This is a genomic window from Kineococcus deserti (assembly GCF_050871945.1).
Classification (GTDB): Bacteria; Actinomycetota; Actinomycetes; order Actinomycetales; family Kineococcaceae; genus Kineococcus.
This window is the reverse complement of the sequence record NZ_JBJLSI010000007.1, coordinates 167209-188024: the sequence shown is the minus strand read 5'-3', so window position 1 is coordinate 188024 and position 20816 is coordinate 167209. Positions and strand designations below refer to the sequence as shown.

Below are 20816 nucleotides of genomic sequence, written 5' to 3'. Positions count from 1 at the left end.
GTGTTCGACGACGAGCTGTTCCACGTGCTGCGCCGCGTGGTCCAGGAGCACACGGCGCGGTGGCAGGCCGCGGTCCCGGACCTGACCAAACCCCAGTACGCCGTGCTGCGCGCCGTGCAGCAGGAGCCGGGCATCGAGCAGTCGGCGCTCATCGCCGCGGCCGCGAGCACGAAGGCGACGCTGGCGGAGATGCTGCAGCGCCTGGAGCGGCGGGGCCTGATCCAGCGCGAGGGGGACCCGCGGGACCGCCGTCGGCGGTACGTGCACCTGACCGGGGACGGTCAGCGGGTCCTGCGGGAGGTGGTGCCCCTGGCGGGGGAGGTCGACGCCTCGTTCACCGGCCACCTGTCCGCCGCCGAGCGGGACCGGCTGCTGCGGCAGCTGCACCGGATGCTGGCGGACTGAGGGTCAGGCCGGCCTCCCGCCGACCGCGACGAGGTCGATCTCGACGGGCGCACCGCCGGGCAGCGAGGCCACGCCGACGGTCGTGCGCACGCCCACGGCGTCCTGGCCGAGCAGTTCGACGACCGCGTCGGAGGCGGCGTCGGCGACCCGGGCGTGGTCGGTGAAACCGGGGGCGCAGACCAGGTGCACGGTCATCTTCACGACCCGCTCGACCCCGTGCCCGTCGAGGGCGGCGACGGCGCCACGGGCGCACAGGTCCGCCGCGGCCCGCGCGGTCTCCAGGTCGAGGTCGGCGCCGATGACGCCGGTGAACCGCAGCCGCCCCTGCACCCTGGGCGTGATGCCGGCGGTGAACACCAGCCCGCCGGCCTCGGTCACGGTGCGGTAGTTCCCCTGCGGGCGCGGACCGCTCACCGGAGGGTCCCGGCGAAGGCCGTCAGCCGGCGCACCGCGTCCAGGGCCCGGGTGTGGTCCTGCGAGAAGTTCAGCCGCACGCTGTTCCCGGTGCCCGCGGCGAACTCCGTTCCCGCGGTGACGACGATGCCCTCCGCCGCGCGCAGCCGCGCGACGAACTCCCGGCCGGAGACCGGCAGGTCCGGCAGGCGGGGGAACAGGTAGCTGCCGGCCTCGGTGGGCCGCACGGCGAGACCGCCGTTCCGCAGGGCGGCCACCAGGTCGTCGCGGATCGCCTGGTGCGCGGCGACGCGTTCGGCCAGCCAGCCGGCGGGTTCGTCCAGCCAGGCGTCCAGGGCGAACTGGTTGTAGCCGGCGGTGCGCAACGACACGATCCCCAGCAACTGCTCCATGCGGTCGACGACGGCCGGCCCGGCGATCGCCACGCCGGTGCGGAACCCGCTGAGGGACTCGGTCTTGGACGGGCCGAGCAGCGTCACGCAGCGGTCGGGGTCCAGCAGCCGCCGCAGGTGCGTGAACTCCGTCCCCGGGTACAGCAGGCGGCAGTACAGCTGGTCGACGACCACCAGCACGTCGTGCTCGCGGGCCAGGTCGGCGATGGCCCGCACCTGCCGCTCGGGGTGGACCGCACCCGTCGGGTTGTTCGGGTTGGACAGCACGAGGACCCGCGCGCCGCCCGCGAAGGCCGACCGCAGCCCGTCCAGGTCCAGCTCGGCCGGACGCGCGGGATCGGCGTAGTCCAGCGGCACGGGCACCGGCTGAGCCCCGAGGACCTCGACGATGCGCCGGTTGGCGAAGTAGTCGGGTTCCACGACCGCGACCCGGTCGCCGGCGCGGACGGTGGCCGACAGGGCCAGGAACAGCCCGGCCTGGGTGCCGGGGGTGACGATGAGCTCGCGGTCGGGGTCGACGGGGGACCCGAGGAGACCGGCCAGGCGTGGCGCCAGCCGGGCGCGGACCGCCGCGTGACCGCGGTACGGGGAGTAGGCGGCACCGGGCGTGGTGAGGGCGCGGGTGACGTGCTCGAGGGCGGCGGGCAGCGGGGGGAAGGCGTCGACGTCGCCGTGCGAGAAGTCCACGACCTGCCGTCCGTCGTGGGGTTGCAGGCGGGCCTGCCCGGGGGCCAGGGAGACGTCCCAGCCGGTCAGCGGGTCGTGGGTCACGGGTCCTCCTCGGTGGCGCGGTCAGCGCCGGTTCCGGTGGGCGGCCGCCAGTCGGTCGACCGCCTCGACGACCGTCTCGGGAGCGCAGGCCAGGTTCATGCGCGCGAACCCCACTCCCTGCCGCCCGAACATCGGCCCCGAAGCGAGGGCGACGCGGGCCTGCCGCAACGCGACCTGCGCGGGGTCGTCGCCCCACTCCAGTGCCGACAGGTCCAGCCAGGCCAGGTAGCTCGCCCGCGGGGGTGCGAACCGCACCGCGGGCAGCTTCTCCCGCAACTGCTCCTCGAGCAGGGACACGTTGCGCTGCACCGTCCCGACGAGGTCGTGCAGCCAGTCCCGGCTCCGGGCGAACCCGGCCTCGGTGGCCCGCGCCCCGAACAGGCCGGTGCGGAACACGACCTCCTCCGGCAGGTCCCTGACGACCTCGGCCATGGTCTCGGACTCGGCGACGAACAGGGCGCACTTCAGGCCGGCGAGGTTGAAGGCCTTGCTGGCCGACTCCGCGGCGATCCCGTGCGCGCGGGCCTGGGGGGAGACGGTCAGGTACGGGGTGAACTCCACGCCGTGGTGGGTCAGCGGGGCGTGGATCTCGTCGCTGACGACGAAACCGGCGTGCCGGTCGACGATGCGGGACAGTTCGGTCAGGTCCTCGCGGCTGTGCACGAGGCCGAGGGGGTTGTGCGGGTTGCACAGCAGGACGCCGCGCGCGCCGGCGGCCAGGGCGCGGAAGATGCCGTCGAGGTCGAGGCGGGGGCCGTCGGGTCCCTCGACCAGCGGCACCTGCACCGCCCGCGCACCCGCCTCCGGCACCAGGTCGAAGAACGGAGGGTAGACCGGCGGGGTGATGACCACCCCGTCGCCGGGGCGGGTGAGCCGGCGGACCGACTCGACGATGACGACGCTGACGTCGGTCGTCGACGCGGTGCGGGCCGGATCGGGTTCCCACCCCCAGGTGTCGGCGGAGAACTGCGAGAACGCCGTCGCCGCGGCCCGGTCGTGCGGGTCGACGTACCCGGTGTCGCCGTTCTCGACGGCCTCGTGCAGCACCGCCTGGATCGCCGGGGCCAGCGGGAAGTCCATCTCGGCCACGAACATCGGCAGGACGTCGTCGGGGTGGGTGCGCCACTTCTCGCTGGTGCGCCGGCGCAGCACCTCGAGCGGGTGGGCCTTCACGAGTCCGCTCCGGTGGTGCGCGCGCGGACGGCCGCGGTGAACTCCTCGGTGCTCGCCGTACCTCCCAGGTCCGGCGTCGCGGTCCCGGCGGCGAGCGTCGACTCGAACGCCTGCGTCAGGGCCTTCGCGGCGGCCTGTTCACCGAGGTGGTCCAGCATCATGGCCGCCGCCCACAGCGCCCCGACGGGGTTGGCGATGCCCTGCCCCGCGATGTCCGGTGCCGAACCGTGCACGGGTTCGAACATGGAGGGGAACCGGCGTTCGGGGTTGAGGTTGGCGCTGGGGGCGATGCCGATCGAGCCGGCGATGCCGGCGACCAGGTCGGAGAGGATGTCGCCGAACAGGTTCGAGGCGACGATGGTCCGCACGCTGGTGGGTCTCACCACCAACCGGGCGGCGAGGGCGTCGATGAGGACCTTCTCGACCTGCAGACCGGGCACGTCGCGGGTGACGTCGGCGACGACCTCGTCCCAGAACGGCATGGTGTGGACGATCCCGTTCGACTTCGTCGCCGACACCAGCGTCCCGCCGCGCCCGAGGGCCTGCGCGGCCGCGTACCGCGCGACGCGGGAGATCCCGGCCCGGGTGAACACGGCCTCCTGGACGGCGAACTCGGCGTCGGTGCCGGTGCCGAAACGCCCGCCGATCTGGGAGTACTCGCCCTCGACGTTCTCGCGGACCACGACGACGTCGAGGTCCTCCAGGCCCGGCTGCGAGCCGGCCACCCCGGGCAGCAACCGCATGGGCCGCAGGTTGACGTACTGGTCGAACTCGCGCCGGATCGGGATGAGCAGCCCCCACAGCGTGACGTCGTCGGGGACCTCGGGGGTGCCGACCGCGCCGAGGAAGACCGCGTCGCCGTCGCGGAGCTGGTCGATGCCGTCGGCGGGCATCATGCGCCCGGTCCGCAGGTAGTGGGCCGAGTTCCAGTCCCGCGGGCGCCACCGGACGGTGAAACCGTGCGCGGCGGCCAGGTCGTCGACGCACCGCGTCACGACGTCGGTGACCTCCACGCCGATCCCGTCGCCGGGGATCGTGTCGATCACGTACGTGCGGCTCACCGGATCCCCTCTCACGACGACTGCTGGGGACCTTTCTACCGTTCCGCACGCGGCGGAGGGTGGAAGGTCCCCGGCAGTCGTCAGGGTGAGCGCTCAACCAGGAGCTGTCACCAGTCCTGACGCACCCGGTGCAGCAGTTTCGTCAGCGTCTCCACCTCGCCCGGGTCCCAGGCGCCCAGGGAGCTGCGCCAGCGCGCCAGGAGCTCGCGCCGGTAGGCGGTGAACTTCCCGCGGGCCTGCGGGGTGAGGTCCACCAGCCGGGCCCGGGCGTCGCGGGGGTCGGGGACCCGCACGACGAGCCCGAGCTTCTCGGTGGCGGCGAGCTGGCGGCTGACCGTGGAGGGGTCCAGGTGCAGCCGCTCGGCGATCTCGGTGGGCCGCAGCGGCCCGCCGGTCCCGAGCTCGCCCAGCAGGGGCAGCGCGGTGGGGTCCAGGTGCGGGTGCAGGAGTCCGGCGAACTCCCGCGCCCGCACCTTCCGCAGCTGCCACAGCGCCGCGAACTCGGCCTCGAGGTCGGCCAGCAGTCCGGCGCTGGGCGCCGGCTCCACGGCGCTGGGCGCCGGCTCCACGGCGCTGGGCGCCGGCTCCACGGCGCTGGGCGCCGGCTGCGAGCCGGAGGCCGCGTCCTCGAGGGTCGTCACCGGACGGGGGCCTGCGTGGCCTCGGACGTCCCGCCGAGGGCGACGTCCAGGGTCGTCGTGGCGGCCTCGACCACGTCGGCCGAGGCGGCGACGGGGGAGTACCCCGAGGCGGTCACGGTGCAGGTGCCACCGGGCAGGTCGTCGAAGGCGTAACCGCCGTCCTCGCCGGTGGTCGTCGTGGCCAGCACCTGGCCGCCCGCGTCGACGACCGTGACGACGGCCTCGCGCACCGGGCGTCCGTCGCCGGCGGCGACGACGGTTCCGGTGAGCCGGCCACCGCTGGAGACCTGCAGGTCCACCGCGAGGGCTCCGGCGTCGGGAACGTCGAGGGCCCGGGCCAGCGGCCGGCGTCCCCCGGGCTGGGCGGTGAGGACGTACGCGCCGCCCACCAGCTCTCCGAAGGAGTAGGTCCCGTCCGAGCCGCTGCGGGTGGATCCGACGACCTGACCCGTCACGTCCGTCAGGGTCACGAGGGCGCCGGCGACCGCCGCGCCCGTCGCCCCGGTCAGGACGCGGCCGGTGATGGCCGAACGCCCCGTGAGGACGACGTCGTGGACCACCGGACGGTCGGCGACCGGGACGAGGGTGGCCGAGGGGGCCGTGGACGGCGAGGCGACGATGACCAGGAACGTGCCGCCCGTGGCCGGGGTGACCGAGTAGGTGCCCTCGGCGTCGGTGCGGGTCCGGCCGATCTGCTGCCCGGACTGGTCGGTCAGGGTGACGACGGCGTCGGCCAGCGGGGCGCCGCCGTGCTGCCGGACGGTGCCGGTGATCGCCGGGGCGCCCTGCGGTGCCGGGGTGGCGTTCGTGGACGGTGCGGCGGTGGGGCCGGTGGGTCCCTCGGCGGGCACGGCCGCGGTGGCGGTCGCCGCCTCCGGACCGGTTCCGCGCAGCGCGACCTCCTTGAAGAAGAAGGCGATGACGAAGGCCACCAGGGCGAACGGTGCGGCGACGAGGAACACGTCGGCGACCGAGGAGCCGTAGGCGGCCTGGACGATGTCGCGGACGGGTTCGGGGATGGCCGACAGGGTCGGGATCCCGCCGTTGCTGCCGGCTTCGGCGGTCGCCTCGAGGCCGGCGGCGTGCAGGCCCTCGGACAGGTGCGAGGTGACCCGGTGGGCCAGCACGGCGCCCAGGGCCGAGACGCCGATGGCGCCGCCGAGGCTGCGGGCGAAGGCGACGAAGGAGCTCGCCGCGCCCAGGTCCTGCCGCTCGATGACGTTCTGCACGGCCAGCACGAGGTTCTGCATCATCATGCCGACGCCGGCGCCGATGAGGAACATGAACACCGCGACGAGCCAGTAGTTCGAGTTCCACTCGACGGTGCCCATGAGGCCGAGACCGGCGGTGAGCAGGAGGCCGCCGACGACGATCCAGGCCTTCCAGCGGCCGGTGCGGGTGATGAACTGCCCGGCGACGGTGGAGGACAGGAACAGGCCGACGATCATCGGCAGGGTGAGGATGCCCGACATGGTCGGGGTCTCACCGCGGGCCAGCTGGAAGTACTGCGACAGGAACACCGTGCCGCCGAACATGGCGACACCGACGAACAGGCTGGCCACGGCCGAGAGCACGACGGTGGGGTTCTTGAAGAAGCGCAGCGGGATGATGGGCTCGGCCGCCCGGGATTCGACCAGGACGGTCAGGGCCAGGGCGACCAGACCCCCGCCGACCATGGCGGCGGTCTGCCAGGAGACCCAGTCGAACTGCTGGCCGGCCAGCGAGACCCAGACGAGCAGGCTGGCCACGCCGGCGGCGAGCAGCACGGCGCCGAGGTAGTCGATCCTGACGTGGGCGTTCTTGACGACCGGCAGGTGCAACGTCTTCTGCAGCACCACGATCGCGGCCAGCGCGAACGGAACCCCGACGTAGAAGCACCAGTGCCAGGACAGGTGCTCGGTCAGCGCGCCACCGATGAGCGGGCCGCTGACGGTGCCCAGCGCGAACACCGCACCGAGGTAGCCGGAGTACCGGCCGCGCTCGCGCGGGGAGATCATCGCGGCCATGATGACCTGCGCCAGGGCGGTCAGACCGCCGGCGCCCAGACCCTGCACCGCACGCATCGCGATGAGCATGCCCATGCTCTGGCTCAAGCCGGCGACGGCCGAGGCGACGATGAAGATCCCCAGCGCCAGCTGGATGAGCAGCTTCTTGGAGAACAGGTCCGAGAGCTTGCCCCAGATGGGGGTGGAGATCGTCGTGGCCAGCAGCGTGGCGGTGACGACCCACGTGTAGCCCGATTCGCTGCCGTGCAGGTCGCTGACGATCGTGGGCAGCGCGTTCGAGACGACCGTGGAGGACAGGATCGCCACGAACATGCCCAGCAGCAGGCCGGAGAGGGCCTCCATGATCTGGCGGTGCGACATCGGTTCGTCGCCGTGACCGGCGCCGGTGCGGGGGCGGCCGTCGACGGCCGCGGCGGTGCTCATGCGTTCTGCTCCAGGGGACGTGCTGCGGAAGGTGCCGGTGCGCCGGCGGGTGCGCCGGTGCCGGTGGGTGGGTCGGCGCCGAGGCGGCCGAGGAGTTCGGCGAGGGTTTCGACGTCCGCGTCGTCCCAGTCCGCGAGCCGCCCGGTGATGTCCTCGACGAGAGCGCGCCGGGAACGGCGCAGTTCGTCCAGGCCCGCCGCGGTCAGCGACAACTGCTGGGACCGGCCGTCGACCGGGTCGGGAGTGGCCTCGAGCAGTCCCCGCTGGCGCAGGTGCGCGACCTGCCTGCTCACGGTGGACACGTCCAGGCGCAGGTGTTCGGCCAGCTCGGACACCCGGGGGTGGCCGAGCTCGGCGACCGCGGCCAGCGGGGCCGTGCCGTACACGGCGGTGGTGGCCACGAGCGCCCGCTTGAAGCGGAGCACGGCGGGGAAGGCGTCGACGAGCGTGGCGCACGCGTGCGGTGTCGCCATGGGATCACCCGGTCCTCGAGGTAGTGCTTGAAGGTCTCAACGATTCTAGGTCGACTGGTTGCCCCATGCAACTTGAGTGAGCTGTTCGGGTGGTGTGCGCCCGGCGGGGCCCGCGACCCGCCTGCGGATCGACCGGACCCCTCGGCCAGTGTCGACCGGCACCGCTGCCCGGTGCCTGCGGAGGGGTGTCGCCCGGGTGCTGATCGGTCGCCTGATCGGTCGCCTGAGTGGTCCCCTGAGTGGGCCCCTGAGTGGGCCCTCAGAGCACGCCGCGGGCCGCCAGGTTGGCCGTGAGCGCGCGGATCCCCACCGTCCACGGCGGCGCGGCCTCGGCGGTGTCCACGACGTTCACCAGGGTCCCCAGCCGCGCGGAGGAGATGGCCACGACGTCGCCGACGCGGTGGGTGAAGCCGCTGCCCGGCCCGGACCGGTCGGTCGTGGGGGCGAACATCGTCCCGGTGAACAGGGCGAAGCCGTCGGGGTAGGAGTGGTGCGCACCGTGGGTGTGCCGCAGCAGTTCGGGCAGCGGGCGGCTGATCTCGCCCACCGCGCTGCGACCGTGCAGCGAGAAGCCGTCCGGCCCGCAGATCCGCAGGTCGACCTCGGACGTCGCCGCGTCGTCGAGGGTGAACTCCCGGTCGAACAGCCGCAGGAACGGCCCGATCGCGCAGGAGGCGTTGTTGTCCTTGGCCCGGCCCAGCAGCAGGGCGCTGCGGCCCTCGACGTCCCGCAGGTTCACGTCGTTGCCCAGCGTCGCCGCGACCGCCTCGCCGCGCGACGTCGCGACGAGCACCAGTTCGGGTTCGGGGTTGTTCCACGTCGACCGCGCCAGCACCCCGACCCGTGCTCCGGCGCCGACCGCGGACAGCACCGGCGCCTTGGTGAAGATCTCCGGGTCGGGGCCGATCCCGACCTCCAGGTACTGCGACCAGAGTCCTTCGGCGCGCAGGACCCGCTCGACGTCGGCCGCCTCGGCGCTGCCCGGGCGCACCGAGGCGATCGTCCCGCCGACGGCGTCCTCCAGCCGCTGCCGCAGGGCCTGCGCGCGGGCCGGATCGCCGCCGGCCCGTTCCTCCACGACGCGTTCGACCATGCTGCGCACGAACGTCACCCCGGCGGCCTTGAGCACCTGGAGGTCCACGGGGGCCAGCAGGTGTGCGACGTCGGTGCGCCCGGCGAGGGTGTCGGCCAGGAGCCCGCGCAGCGGCCAGGAACGGTCGGCGGGGTGCTCGCGCGCGACCTGCACCCGGTCCGGCCGCTCGAGCAGGTCGCTGACCGTGGGCTCGACGTGCGTGAGGTCGACGACGCGCTCGCCGCGCACCGCCACGACGCAGGGCCCGCCGACCGCGGGGTCGAACACCCGCCCCACGAGCGTCGCCGCGGCGGCGTCCTCCGGCAGCAGGCCGTCGGCGTGGGAGGACAGGTCCGGCGTCGTCAAGGCTCGCTCCGCTTCGTCACGGGTCGGCGTGGTGTCCGCCGATCATGGCACGGAGGGGGATGGGCGGCCGCGGCTCGCCGACGTCGTGGTGCCCGGTGGGCCTGGCCCGTGGTCGCCCGGTCGGGAGGTGCTCGTGCAGCGCGCCGTCCAGGCGATCACCGCGACGGGCGCGACCCGGTTCACCAGCAGGTCGAGCAGGTGCGGTCGTGGGTCCCGTCCGCCCGGCCTCACCCGCCGAGTCGGCCGAGCCGTGCCCGCAGACCCGCCAGCAACGCGTCCAGGCCGAGTTCGAACGCGGCGTGCGCGGTGTCCCCGGCAGGCCGGGCCGCGTTCGCGGCGGTGAAGGCCGGGGCGCTGTCCGCGAGGTCGCCGGGGTCGAAGATGTCCGGCGGGGCCTGGGTGTCCAGGGCCGAGCCGAGGACGAACGACTCGACGGCGACGACGACGTTCGCCACCTCCTCCGCGGGCCAGCCGGCGGTCAGCAGACCGGCGCTCACCCGCTCGTACATGGCGACGGTGTGCGGTGCCGAACGCACCGGCGTCACGGCGATCACCGCGACCAGCGCGGGATGGCGCGCGTACGCCCCCCGGTAGGAGCGGGCCCATGCGGCGAGCGCCTCGTCCCACGGCAGGGTTGCGAAACCCGCGCAGTCGATGCCGCGGTTGACGTGGTCCTGCACCGCCCGCAGCACGTCCTGCTTGGTGGCCACGTGGTTGTACAGCGCCGACGGCGCGACCTCCAGCCGCCGGGCGAGGGCGGCCATCGTCAGGCCGTCCTGGCCGCGTTCCTCCAGCAGGCGCACCGCGGCGGCGGTGATCCCGTCGGGCGTCAGGACCGGGCTGCTCGGGCGACCACGGCCCCGGCGTGCGGTGGGGCGGGGGGCTGACGACACCCGGCCATCCTGGCGCACTCCTCCCGTCCGTCCTTGACACAGCCCTGCCTCCACCCCTTAATGAAGCCCAATCACTTTCGAGTGGCTCCTGGAGGCGCCGTGAACTCCCGCACCGAACTGACGGCCGACGTGGTGGTCGTCGGCGCCGGCCCCGCCGGGCTCAGCACGGCCAGGCACCTGACCCGCGCCGGGCACGACGTGGTCGTCCTCGAGGCGCGCGACCGCGTCGGCGGGCGCACCTGGACCGAGGAGGTCGACGGCGTCACGCTCGAGATCGGCGGTCAGTGGATCTCCCCGGACCAGACCGAACTGCTGGGCCTGCTCGACGAACTCGGCATGGGCACGTACTCCCGGTACCGCGAGGGTGAATCGGTGTACATCGCCCCCGACGGGACCCGCACCCGGTACCGCGGCGAGACGTTCCCCGTCGCCGACGCCACGGCCAAGGAGATCGTCCGGCTCACCGAGCTCATGGACGACCTGGTCACCTCGATCGGCGCGAAGGAACCCTGGGCGCACCCGCGGGCGAGGGAACTGGACACCACCTCCTTCCACCACTGGCTGCGGCAGCAGTCCGACGACGAGGAGGCGTGCACGACCATCGCCCTGTTCATCGCCGGGGCGATGCTGACCAAACCCGCCCACGCGTTCTCGACGCTGCAGGCCGTCCTGATGGCCGCCTCGGCGGGGTCGTTCTCGAACCTGACCGACGAGTGCTTCATCCTCGACCGCCGCGTCGTCGGCGGCATGCAGGGAGTTTCCGAACGCCTGGCCGCCGAACTCGGCGACCGCGTGCACCTGTCGACGCCCGTGCGCACGATCCGGCACTCGGACGAGGGGGTGGTCGTGGAGTCGGACCGGGTGACCGTCCGCGCCCAGCGCGTCGTCGTGGCCGTCCCGCCGCCGCTGTTCTCCCGCATCAGCTACGACCCGCCGTTGCCGCGCCGCCAGCACCAGATGCACCAGCACCTGTCGATGGGGCTGGTCATCAAGGTGCACGCGACCTACCCGACGCCGTTCTGGCGCGAGGACGGGTTGTCGGGCACCTGCTTCGGCACCAGCACGCTCGTGCAGGAGGTGTACGACAACACCTTCCACGGCGACGAACGGGGAACCCTGGTCGCGTTCGTCGCCGACGAGAAGGCCGACGCGGTGTTCGCGCTCGACGCGCAGGAGCGCAAGGCCCGGATCCTGGCCTCGATCGCGCAGTTCCTCGGCGACCGGGCGCTGGAACCGGACGCCTACTACGAATCGGACTGGGGCAGCGAGGAGTGGACCCGCGGCGCGTACGCGGCCAGCTTCGACCTCGGGGGCCTGGCCCGCTACGGCGCCGACCAGCGGACTCCCGTCGGGCGCATCCACTGGGCCTGTTCCGACCTGGCGGCCGAGGGGTACCAGCACGTGGACGGGGCCCTGCGCAGCGGGCGGGACGCGGCCGCCGACGTGGACGCGGCATTGCGCGAAGCGGATCCGACGTGAACCGCCGGTACGTCGTCGCCTACGACGGCGGTTCGGCGTTGCGGTGGGGCGGCGTGCTGGCGACCTCGCTGGGGGTCGCCCTGGACGTCGTCGTGGTCGTCCGCAGCGACGACCCGTTCGGCGCGCCGTACCCGCCGGTCGGCGACATCACCGGCCTGGTCGGGGAACAGGCGCGGGAGTGGGCGCAGGAGGCGCTGGCGCAACTGCCGGCGCAGGTCGAGGCCCGCTCCGACGTGCGGACCGCGGGCTCGGTGCCCGAGGGTCTGCTGGAGGCCGTCGAGGAGTTCGGGGCGGCGGCCGTCGTGGTCGGCGCCGGCGGGGGAGCGATCCCGTTCGGGGTGGGGCCGGTGGCCCGGGCGTTGCTGCACGCCTCGCCCGTTCCCGTGGTCCTGGTGCCGCGGCGCGAACCACCGGCCCGGGTGGACCAGCTCTACGTCGCGGTCGGAACCCGGCAGGGGGCCGCGGCGGTGCTGGAGGAGGCGTGGGAGGCGGCGGTCCGGACCGGGCTGCCGTTGCACGTGGTGAGTCTGGTGGAGATGGACGAGAACTCCGGGGCCGACCCGGACGCCGTGGCCCGGGTGCGTTCCCTGATCGACGCCCTCGTCGAGGACGTCCGTGGTCGTTCCGGTCCGGCGCAGGTGAGCGTGGAAGTGGGGCGAGGACGCACCATGGCGGAAGCAGTGAGTTCCATCGACTGGGCGGCGGGCGGTCTGCTGCTCGTCGGGTCGTCCCGGCTGGCCCGCGGCCGGCAGACGTTCCTGGGGCCGACCGCGGCGCGCATGCTGCGGCACGTGCCCGTCCCGGTCGTCGTCGTCCCGCGCCGTTCCGCCGGGACCGAGCAGTGACGGCCGCGCCCGAACAGGCGACCCGCGAGGCCAAGGGCCTCGGCGACGGTCGCGTCGGGCTGCTCGGGGCCGTCGTCATCGGCGTCTCGACGATCGCGCCGGCGTACACGCTGACCGGGGCGCTGGGCCCGACGGCCTCGGTCGTCGGCGACCACCTGCCGGCGATCTTCCTCGTGGGTTTCGTGCCCATGCTGCTGGTGGCGCTGGGGTACCGGGCGCTGAACTCCGCGATGCCCGACGCCGGCACGACCTTCACCTGGAGTTCGCGCGCGTTCGGGCCGTGGATCGGCTGGATGGGCGGCTGGGGACTGCTGGCCGCCACCGTCCTGGTGCTGTCGAACCTGGCCGGCATCGCGGTCGACTTCTTCTACCTCATGCTCGCCCAGCTCACGGGGAACGAGTCCCTGGCCGACCTCGCCACGAACGTCCCCGTGAACGTCGCGACGTGCCTGGTGTTCATGGCGCTGGCCTGCTGGGTCTCCTACCGGGGGCTGGAGGCGACCAAGGCCGTCCAGTACGTCCTCGTCGCCTTCCAGCTCCTCGTCCTCGCCTGGTTCGCCGTGGCCGCGTTCGTCCACTCGGCGGACGGCACGGCACCCGCCGGGCTGTCGATCGACCCCGGGTGGTTCAACCCGTTCGGGGTGGAGTCGTTCTCGGCGTTCGCCGCAGGCATCTCGTTGTCGGTGTTCATCTACTGGGGCTGGGACGTCGTCCTGACCATGAACGAGGAGACCGAGGGCGCGCGCACCACTCCCGGCCGGGCGGCGCTGGCGACCATCGCGGTCATCGTCGTGCTGTACCTGACGATCGCGCTGGCTGTGCTGTCCTACTCGGGCACCGGGTCCGAAGGTCTGGGACTGGGCAACGAGGAGATCCAGGAGAACATCTTCGCCGTCCTGGCGGGCCCGGTGATGGGGCCGGTGGCGGTCCTCATGTCGCTGGCCGTGCTGGCCTCCTCGGCGGCCTCGCTGCAGTCGACGTTCATCTCCCCGGCCCGCACGATGCTGGCGATGGGCTACTACGGCGCGCTGCCGCCGGAGTACGCCCGCGTCAGCCGCCGTTTCCAGTCGCCCGGCTACGCCACCGTCGTCGCGGCCGTGGTCGCCTCGGTGTTCTACGCCGTCATGCGCGTGCTGTCCGAGGACGTGCTGTGGGACACGATCTCCGCGCTGGGCATGATGGTCTGCTTCTACTACGGCATCACGGCGCTGGCCTGCGTCTGGTACTTCCGGGGCAGCTGGCGCGGAAACCCCAAGGCGTTCCTGTCGACCTGCCTGGCCCCGCTCGTCGGTGGGGTGCTGCTGCTGGTGTTCTTCGTGCAGACGGCCGTGGACTCGATGGACCCCGCGTACGGTTCCGGGTCGCAGGTGTTCGGCATCGGCCTGGTGTTCCTGCTGGGGGCGGGGGTGCTCGCCCTCGGGGTGGTCGTCATGGTCGTGCAGTACCTGCGGCGGCCGGCGTTCTTCCGGGGCGAGTCGATCGTGGTGGGGCGCAGCGTGCAGGACTGATGCGTCCACCGGTCGGCACGCCGCTCCGGACGCGTTCCGGGGCGGCGTGCCGCGTCACGGGTGCCTCGATCGTGGACGCCGCCGGCCGGCCCGTACCGAGCTCGGTCAGCTCGCCTCCAGGGTGAACCAGACGACCTTGCCGATCCCGGCCGGCGCCACGCCCCACTGCGTGGCGGCGACGTCGAGCAGCGAGATGCCGCGGCCGCTGAGGGCGTCGTCGTCGTGGGGCTGCCGGACCGGGGTGCGGTCGTTGTCGTCGGCGACCTCGACGTGCACCCGCCGCGGGGTGGCCTCCACCGTCAGCCGGGTGTCGCTGCGGCCGTGGACGATCGCGTTGGTGACCAGTTCGCTGGTCAGCAGGACCGCCGTGTCGGTGGTGTCGTCGTCCAGGCCGTTGTGGGTGCAGCAACGCTGGGTGAGCCGCCGGGCGTCGCGCACCGACCGGGGATCGGCGGGCAGCACGACCTCCAGCGGGGCGGCGTCGGCCGGCTCCGCCCCGCGGCAGGCCGGCCCCTCGAGCTTCAGCACCAGCAACGCCGTGTCGTCCTCGACCCCTGTCGCGCGCATGGTCGACAGCAGGGTGTCGGCCCAGGCGGCGGCGTTCGGACCGCCGCGCCCGGTGAGGGCCTCGCGGACGTCGTCGATGCCGTCGTCGAGGTGGGCGTCACGCCGCTCGACGAGCCCGTCGGTGTAGAACACGACCACGTCGCCGGGGGCGAGGTCGACGACGTGCTCGTGGCGGGGGCTGCCCTCGTCCACGCCGAGCATCAGGTCGTCGCTGGTGTCCAGCACCTCGACCTGCCCGTCGCCGCGGCGCAGCAGCGGCGGCAGGTGCCCGGCGTTGGCCCACCGCAACCGGCGCATGGCCGTTCCCGGCTGCGGGGGGTCGACCACGGCCAGGACAGCCGTGGCCAGCGCGCCCAGTTCCAGGCCGACCATCGCCTGGTCGACCCGGGCGAGCAGGGTGGCGGGCCGGTCGTCACCGTCGAAGGCGATGCCCCGGACCATGTTCCGCACCTGACCCATGGCCGCGGCCGCGACCTGGTCGTGCCCCACCACGTCCCCCACGACCAGCACCGTGCCGCCCGAGCCGGTCTCGAACGCGTCGAACCAGTCCCCGCCGACCTCCGCGGCGCGGGCCGCGGGCTGGTAGTGCATCGCCACGTCCAGCCCGTCGCGCAGCGGCGCGCGCGTCAGCAGGCTGCGCTGCAGGGTCTCGGCCATCCGCCGCACCGCGCGGACCTCCTCGGCGGCCGTGCGCTCGCCGGTGATCCGCTCCAGCGACTGGGCGCACTGCGCGGCGCAGGCCGTCAGCAGTTCCAGGTCCTCGGGCGGGAACTCGCGGTCGGCCGTCCAGGCCACCGCCAGCCCGCCGAGCACGTCACCGCCCACCTGCAGCGGCAGGGTGGCCCACGCGCGGCGGCCGTTCTGGGTCCGCAGCGTCGCCATCACCGGGTGGAAGGCGTCGGCGGCCGCGGCGTCGGGCAGCAGGACGCGTTCGCCGGTCCGTGCGCTGTGGCAGACGGGCAGCGGGCTGTCGTGCGGCACGCGTTCCCACCCGCTGCGCTGGGCCTCGGTGAAGCCGTTGCTGGGCACCACCTGCCACTGCCCGTCCTCGGTGGGGACGGCCAGGCCCGCCCCGTCGGCGCCCAGGACCCGGCCGACCAGCCGGGCGACGATGCGGACGACGTCCTCCAGCGTGCGGGCCGCGGCCAGCCGCAGCGCCGTGTCGGCCAGCGCCGACACCCGCCGGGACGCGTCGGCCTGGGCCAGCTGCGCCGCCCGGCCCAGCTGCAGGCGGGAGTAGAGGGTCGCCCCCAGGGCCGGATCGGCCCCGACGGCCTCGTCGTGACGCCGGCAGTCCCGCACGTAGTCGGTCACGTCCTCGGCACGACCCACCAGCAGGACCACCGAGCCCCGGTCGTCCAGCAGCGGCGAGACGCTCACCGACCACCACCGCTCGCTGTGCCCGGACCCGCCGTCCTCGGCGACGTCGTACCGCAGCAGGGGCACGGCCTCGGGGCGGCCGGTCGCCGCGACCCGCCCGTACAGCTCGGTCAGCGGGTTGCCCCCGGTGCGCGAGAGGTCCGGTGAGGCCGGGAAGACGTCCAGCCCGTGGCGCCCGACGACGTCCTCGCGGTGGCGTCCGACCAGGCGCAGGAACTCGGCGTTGGCCTCGACGACGGTCAGGTCCGGGCGCAGCAGGACGAAGCCCGCCGGCACCGCGTCGAAGACGGCCCGCAGGTCGAGGTCCGGAGCGGGCTCGGCGAGCTCGGGGGGGCCGGCGTTCTCGAGGGGAACGGTGTCCACGAGCTCCTCCTACCGCTGTCGGATTCGGCGGTCACCGGGACGTCCGGTCCACCGGAAGCACGGGAGCCCCCGCCCCGAAGGGGGCGAGGGCTCCTGGGCTGGGCCTTGGTGCGGTGGTGCGGCGGGTCAGAACGCCGCGGGGTCGGTCCCCGCGCGCACGCCCCGGGCCTGCGGGGCCGCCTGCGCCTGCTGCTTGGCGCGTTCGGCCTCGAGAGCCTGAGCGTACTGCTGCTTGACCTGGTCCATGTCCAGCGCGCGGACCTGCTCGATGAGCTGCTCCAGGGCCGGCGCGGGCAGCGCGCCCGGCTGGCCGAAGACCGGGATGCCGTCCCGGTAGGCCACGAGCGTCGGGATCGAGGTGATCCCGTAGCGGGCCGCGAGCTGCTGCTGGTCCTCGGTGTCCACCTTGGTGAAGGTGATGTCCCCGTGGGTCTCCGACGCCTGTTCGAACACCGGGGCGAACTGCTTGCACGGACCGCACCAGTCGGCCCAGAAGTCGATGAGGACGATGCCGTCCTTCACGGTCTCGTCGTGCGTCTCCAGGGTCAGTGCCTGAGTGGTCATGCTCCACTGAACCACGAGAGGTCCCCGGTGCTTCCCGGGCCGCAGGACTACTGCGCGAGGAGCCGGTAGCCCATCCCGCGGACGGTCTCGAAGCGGGCCGCGCCCAGCTTCTGCCGCAGGTAGCGCACGTAGACGTCCACGACGTTGGAGCCGGGGTCGAAGTCGTAGCCCCACACCGAGCTCAGCAGCTGCTCGCGCGAGAGCACCTGGCCGGGGTGGCGCAGGAAGGCCTCGGCCAGGGAGAACTCCCGGCTGGACAAGGTCACGGAACGCCCCGACACCGCGGCCGTGCGGGTCAGCAGGTCCAGCTGCAGCTCACCGGCGGACAGGACGGTCACCTCCGCGGCCCGGTCGTCGCGCAGCCGCAGCCGGATGCGGGCCAGCAGCTCCTCGAAGCGGAAGGGCTTGGTGACGTAGTCGTCCGCGCCGCCGTCCAGGCCGGCGACGGTGTCGTCGACGGCGTCGCGCGCGGTGAGGATGATCACCGGCAGCGTGTGCCTGTCGGCCCGCAACCTCTTCAGGACGGCGAAACCGTCCAGCTCGGGCAGGCCGATGTCCAGGATCAGCAGGTCGAACAGGCCGGTGGCCGCCAGGTCCAGAGCCGTCCGGCCGTCGGTCGCGATCGTGGTGGCGTACCCGTTGGCCCGCAGCCCCTTCTCGACGAAGGCCGCGATCCGGGCCTCGTCCTCGGCGATCAGGATGCTGGTCACGGAACCTCCTGGGTGGTGCTCACGGGCAGGGGCTGGGTGGGCGCGGGACCACCCGGGGGGTCGACCGGCCGGGGACCCAGGGGCAGGACCAGCACGAACGACGAGCCCACGCCCGGGGCGCTGTGCACGTCGACCCGCCCGCCGTGCGCCTCGGCGATCGCGGTGACGATCGACAGGCCCAGCCCGGACCCCTCGACCCCGCGGCCGGTGGCGGCCCGCCCGAAGCGCTCGAAGATCCGGTCCAGGTCGGCGGCCTCGATCCCGGGGCCGCTGTCGCGGACCCACAGCAGCAGGTCGCCGCCGCGCACCGCACTGCCGAGGGCGACCAGGTCACCGGGACTGGTGAACTTCACGGCGTTGGACACCAGTTGCAGCAGCGCCTGGGTCAGGCGCTGGGCGTCGGCGGTGGCGCACGCCTCGGCGCGTTCGTCGACGCGCCACTGGCGCGGGCCCAGGGGAACGACCTTGTCGAGGACGTCGTCGAGCAGCTGCCCCACCTCCACCGGCGCCAGGGTGACGAAGTCGGGGCGGCGCGCCTTGGCCAGCAGCGTCAGGTCGTCGACGAGCCGGGTCATGCGGGCCAGTTCGTCCAGCACCAGGTCCCGGGTGTCGGCGACGTCGCGCGGATCGGCGACGTCGAGCAGTTCCAGGTGTCCCTGCACGATGGTCAGCGGGGTGCGCAGTTCGTGGCCGGCGTCGTCGAGGAACTGCCGCTGCGCCTCGAAGGAGGTCTCCAGGCGTTCCAGCATGCCGTTGAAACCCCGCGCCAGGTCGGCCACGTCGTCGTCGCCGTGGACGGGAACCCGGTGGGACAGGTCCTCCACCCCCACCCCGGTCGCGGCGTCGTGCAGGTGGTCCAGGGGGCGCAGCAGCCGCACGATGACGAGGTACCCGACGGCCGCGACGAGCAGCAGGGCACCCACCGCGGTGATGGCGAAGTTTCGGGCGTTGTCGGTGACGACCGCGAACTCGGGTTCCAGGGCGTGGCCCACGACGTAGACCCCGCGTGCGGGCTGGGTGGGGTCCAGCGGTGTGAACGTCACGGGGACGGCCGTGACCTGGGTACGCCCGACGTTCGTGTCCACCACGGTCGTGCGCGCCGGGGAGTCGGCCGCCAGACCGGTCGCCAGGGCCCGCACCGCCGGGGTGTTCAGGTCGAACGGGCGGACGGCCGAGGCGTACGTCGGGCCGTCCACGACGATGCCGAGGGCGGTCTCGTGGGCGTCGGAGACGTCGCTCTCGATCTTGGTGCGCAACAGGTCCGCGACGGTCGCGAACGGGCGGCCCGTCTGCGGGTCGACGCCGTTGGCCGCGAAGGCGCGCAGTTCGTCGATCTCCTGCCTGACCGAGACGTCGACCCGTTCCTCGGTGCTGCCGCGCTGCAGCAGCACCGAGACGGTGCCGGTGACGAGGAGCCCCAGACCGGCCGCGGCGAGGACGGCCGTCAGGACCTTGGCCCGGACCGAGCGCAGGAGCCTGCGGCGGGCAGGGACGAGGCGACGCAGGTTCACGTGTTCTCGTCGTCCCCGTCGTCGTCGGAGTCGTCGCCGCCGGAGTCGTCGAGGTCGTCGTCCGCGTCGTCGTCCGCGTCGTCGTCCGCGTCGTCGTGGTCGTCGTCGAGTTCGACCGCGTCGGCGGGCGGGACGTTCACGACGGGACCACCGCCGACCGTGGGGGCCGGCGGCGGCGCAGGTGCCGGCGGTGCGGCGGGCGCGGGCGGTGGGGCCTGCTCGGGCAGTTGCGTGGGGTTCGGGCCGGAGGTCTGCCCCGGGTCGGTGGCCCCGCCGGTCCCGGGCGGTGTCCCGGGGTCGGGGGACGGGGCGCCGGAGGCGGACGCGACGACGGCGTCGCCGAAGTCGCCGTGGGCGTCCTCACCCCAGGCCATCGACAGGCCGAGGGTGAGGACGCCCACGGCGCTGACGCCCAGCAGGCCCACGACGATCGGAGTTCGCATGGCCCCAGTGTCGGCGGCGGGCGGCCGCCGGGTCATGAGGCGGGCGTGAGAGCTCTCTCATGATCGGCTCATCGTCCCCTCACGGTCGGCTCCCAGCATTCCACTCACCCGACGGCCACCAGCCGTTCACCGAGGATTCGAGGACCACCGTGGCACCCAGCTCCCACCGTCGCCCGCGGGTGGCGCTCTACGGGCACGACACCTGCGGCCTCGGCCACCTGCGCCGCAACCTCGCCCTCGCCGCCGCGATCCGCTCGGCGCCCACCCGGCCCGACGTCCTGCTGATCACCGGATCGCCCGCGGCGCAACGCTTCCCCCGGCCCGAGGGGATCGACCTGCTGGTGCTGCCGTCGGTGCGCAAGGACACCGACGGCGGGTACGCGGCCGGTGCCCTCGACGTTCCCCTCGACGTCGTCGTCGGGCTGCGGGCGGCCACGCTGACCGCGGCGCTGACGGCCTGGGCGCCGGACCTGCTCGTCGTCGACAAGGTCCCGCACGGCTTCCGCGGCGAGCTCGCCGGGGCGCTGGAGGCGCTGCGGCGCACCGGCACCCGGGTGGTCCTCGGCCTGCGGGACGTGCTGGACGGCCCCGCCACCGCCCGCGCGCAGTGGCGGCGGGAGGGGAGCGGCCAGGCCCTGGACCGCTGGTACGACGAGGTGTGGGTCTACGGCGACGCCGCCGTGCACGACCTGCGCCGCGACCTGCGGCTGAGCCCGGCCCAGACCCGGCGCACCCGGTTCCTCGGCTACCTCGCCGACGGCCGCCGCACCGGGCGGGCGGCCGAGCTGCCCCACCGCCCCGGAACCCGGACCGTGCTGGCCGGCGTCGGTGGGGGAGCCGACGGCGCCGACCTCACCCGCGCCCTGCTCGCCGCGCCGCTGCCGTCCGGGACCGACCTGGTCCTGCTGCCCGGCCCGTTCGCGGACCCCGCCGTCCGCGCCGACCTCGACCGGGCCGCGGGCGAGCGCGAGGACCTGCACGTCGTGCCGTTCACCGACTCCTTCCCCGACTGGGCGGCGCAGGCCGACGCCGTCGTGTGCATGGGCGGGTACAACACCGTCGCCGAGGTCCTCGCGACGCCGACCCCCGCCCTCGTCGTCCCCCGGACCCGGCCCCGGCGCGAGCAGCTCGTGCGGGCCCGGGCGATGGCCTCCCACGGTCTCCTCGACGTCCTGGAGGCCCCCGACGCCGCGGCCCTCGGCCACTGGATCGCCCGCGCCCTGACGGCCCCGGGCCCGACCCGGTCGGCGTTCGCCCTCGACGGCCTGGCGGCCGTGCGCCGCCGGGCCGACGAACTGCTCACCCACCTCACCCGCAGCCCCCGAGGATCGGAGTCCCGTCGTGCCAGTTGAGAAA

General features: G+C 74.0%; 19 protein-coding genes. 5 read left to right on the top strand and 14 right to left on the bottom strand.

Features of this window, described 5'->3' with window-relative positions:
- Complete coding sequence (locus ACRYR2_RS08340; protein WP_432562374.1) at positions 1–405, top strand: MarR family winged helix-turn-helix transcriptional regulator; 405 nt, start codon at positions 1–3, stop codon at positions 403–405.
- 3 nt (positions 406–408) lie between these two features.
- On the opposite strand, the gene ACRYR2_RS08335 is transcribed toward ACRYR2_RS08340, so the two are convergent.
- The 9 genes from ACRYR2_RS08335 to ACRYR2_RS08295 all read right to left on the bottom strand — a co-directional run bounded on the left by ACRYR2_RS08335 (position 409) and on the right by ACRYR2_RS08295 (position 10090).
- Positions 409–819: a RidA family protein gene (locus tag ACRYR2_RS08335; RefSeq protein WP_432562373.1), complete on the bottom strand. Its 411-nt coding sequence runs from the start codon at positions 817–819 to the stop codon at positions 409–411.
- Positions 816–1982, bottom strand: coding sequence for an aminotransferase class I/II-fold pyridoxal phosphate-dependent enzyme (locus ACRYR2_RS08330; protein ID WP_432562372.1), 1167 nt, complete (start codon positions 1980–1982; stop codon positions 816–818). The genes ACRYR2_RS08335 and ACRYR2_RS08330 overlap by 4 nt, the downstream gene beginning before the upstream one ends.
- Positions 1983–2003: 21 nt before the next feature.
- Positions 2004–3155 (bottom strand): MalY/PatB family protein, encoded by a 1152-nt coding sequence (locus ACRYR2_RS08325; protein WP_432562371.1) that lies wholly within the window; start codon positions 3153–3155, stop codon positions 2004–2006.
- The gene (locus ACRYR2_RS08320) at positions 3152–4216 is read right to left on the bottom strand and encodes a tartrate dehydrogenase (protein WP_432562370.1); all 1065 of its coding nucleotides are present in this window, start codon (positions 4214–4216) and stop codon (positions 3152–3154) included. Before ACRYR2_RS08320 ends, ACRYR2_RS08325 begins: the two co-directional genes overlap by 4 nt.
- Before the next feature lie 107 nt (positions 4217–4323).
- Complete coding sequence (locus ACRYR2_RS08315; RefSeq protein ID WP_432562369.1) at positions 4324–4857, bottom strand: MarR family winged helix-turn-helix transcriptional regulator; 534 nt, start codon at positions 4855–4857, stop codon at positions 4324–4326.
- Positions 4854–7223, bottom strand: a complete 2370-nt coding sequence (locus ACRYR2_RS08310) for an MFS transporter (RefSeq protein WP_459115342.1) — start codon at positions 7221–7223, stop codon at positions 4854–4856. Before ACRYR2_RS08310 ends, ACRYR2_RS08315 begins: the two co-directional genes overlap by 4 nt.
- A gap of 59 nt (positions 7224–7282) precedes the next feature.
- A complete protein-coding gene (locus ACRYR2_RS08305; protein ID WP_432562367.1) occupies positions 7283–7759 on the bottom strand; it encodes a MarR family winged helix-turn-helix transcriptional regulator in 477 nt (158 codons plus the stop codon).
- A gap of 259 nt (positions 7760–8018) precedes the next feature.
- Entirely contained in the window at positions 8019–9197 is a 1179-nt protein-coding gene (locus ACRYR2_RS08300) for a fumarylacetoacetate hydrolase family protein (protein WP_432562366.1), read from the bottom strand.
- Between the two features lie 227 nt (positions 9198–9424).
- Positions 9425–10090 carry a TetR/AcrR family transcriptional regulator gene (locus tag ACRYR2_RS08295; RefSeq protein WP_432562365.1) on the bottom strand — a complete coding sequence of 222 codons (666 nt, stop codon included), beginning with the start codon at positions 10088–10090 and terminating at the stop codon, positions 9425–9427.
- 99 nt (positions 10091–10189) lie between these two features.
- Between ACRYR2_RS08295 and ACRYR2_RS08290 the strand changes: the two genes are divergently transcribed.
- Genes ACRYR2_RS08290 through ACRYR2_RS08280 form a run of 3 tightly spaced genes read left to right on the top strand, consistent with a single transcriptional unit; the run spans position 10190 to position 13922 of the window.
- On the top strand, positions 10190–11569 hold the full coding sequence (locus tag ACRYR2_RS08290) for a flavin monoamine oxidase family protein (RefSeq protein ID WP_432562364.1): 1380 nt from the start codon (positions 10190–10192) through the stop codon (positions 11567–11569).
- Positions 11566–12414, top strand: a complete 849-nt coding sequence (locus ACRYR2_RS08285; RefSeq protein ID WP_432562363.1) for a universal stress protein — start codon at positions 11566–11568, stop codon at positions 12412–12414. Before ACRYR2_RS08290 ends, ACRYR2_RS08285 begins: the two co-directional genes overlap by 4 nt.
- Complete coding sequence (locus ACRYR2_RS08280; RefSeq protein WP_432562362.1) at positions 12411–13922, top strand: APC family permease; 1512 nt, start codon at positions 12411–12413, stop codon at positions 13920–13922. The genes ACRYR2_RS08285 and ACRYR2_RS08280 overlap by 4 nt, the downstream gene beginning before the upstream one ends.
- 105 nt (positions 13923–14027) lie before the next feature.
- Here ACRYR2_RS08280 and ACRYR2_RS08275 read toward each other — a convergent pair whose 3' ends face one another.
- From ACRYR2_RS08275 to ACRYR2_RS08255, 5 genes are all read right to left on the bottom strand, one after another.
- Positions 14028–16232 (bottom strand): SpoIIE family protein phosphatase, encoded by a 2205-nt coding sequence (locus ACRYR2_RS08275; RefSeq protein WP_432562361.1) that lies wholly within the window; start codon positions 16230–16232, stop codon positions 14028–14030.
- A 126-nt stretch (positions 16233–16358) separates the two neighbouring features.
- Positions 16359–16796: a thioredoxin gene (trxA, locus tag ACRYR2_RS08270; protein ID WP_432562360.1), complete on the bottom strand. Its 438-nt coding sequence runs from the start codon at positions 16794–16796 to the stop codon at positions 16359–16361.
- Positions 16797–16843: 47 nt separating this feature from the next.
- On the bottom strand, positions 16844–17506 hold the full coding sequence (locus ACRYR2_RS08265; protein ID WP_432562359.1) for a response regulator transcription factor: 663 nt from the start codon (positions 17504–17506) through the stop codon (positions 16844–16846).
- Entirely contained in the window at positions 17503–19017 is a 1515-nt protein-coding gene (locus ACRYR2_RS08260) for a sensor histidine kinase (protein WP_432562358.1), read from the bottom strand. Before ACRYR2_RS08260 ends, ACRYR2_RS08265 begins: the two co-directional genes overlap by 4 nt.
- Positions 19014–19460, bottom strand: a complete 447-nt coding sequence (locus ACRYR2_RS08255; RefSeq protein ID WP_432562357.1) for a hypothetical protein — start codon at positions 19458–19460, stop codon at positions 19014–19016. The genes ACRYR2_RS08260 and ACRYR2_RS08255 overlap by 4 nt, the downstream gene beginning before the upstream one ends.
- Positions 19461–19609: 149 nt before the next feature.
- Between ACRYR2_RS08255 and ACRYR2_RS08250 the strand changes: the two genes are divergently transcribed.
- Positions 19610–20812, top strand: a complete 1203-nt coding sequence (locus tag ACRYR2_RS08250) for a glycosyltransferase family protein (protein ID WP_432562356.1) — start codon at positions 19610–19612, stop codon at positions 20810–20812.
- The last annotated feature ends 4 nt before the right edge of the window (positions 20813–20816 follow it).

Coding starts and splice junctions, on each gene's coding strand:
- ACRYR2_RS08310 (WP_459115342.1), bottom strand. CDS start 7,223: ATGTCGCACCGCCAGATCATGGAGGCCCTCTCCGGCCTGCTGCTGGGC.
- ACRYR2_RS08305 (WP_432562367.1), bottom strand. CDS start 7,759: ATGGCGACACCGCACGCGTGCGCCACGCTCGTCGACGCCTTCCCCGCC.
- trxA (WP_432562360.1), bottom strand. CDS start 16,796: ATGACCACTCAGGCACTGACCCTGGAGACGCACGACGAGACCGTGAAG.
- ACRYR2_RS08255 (WP_432562357.1), bottom strand. CDS start 19,460: ATGCGAACTCCGATCGTCGTGGGCCTGCTGGGCGTCAGCGCCGTGGGC.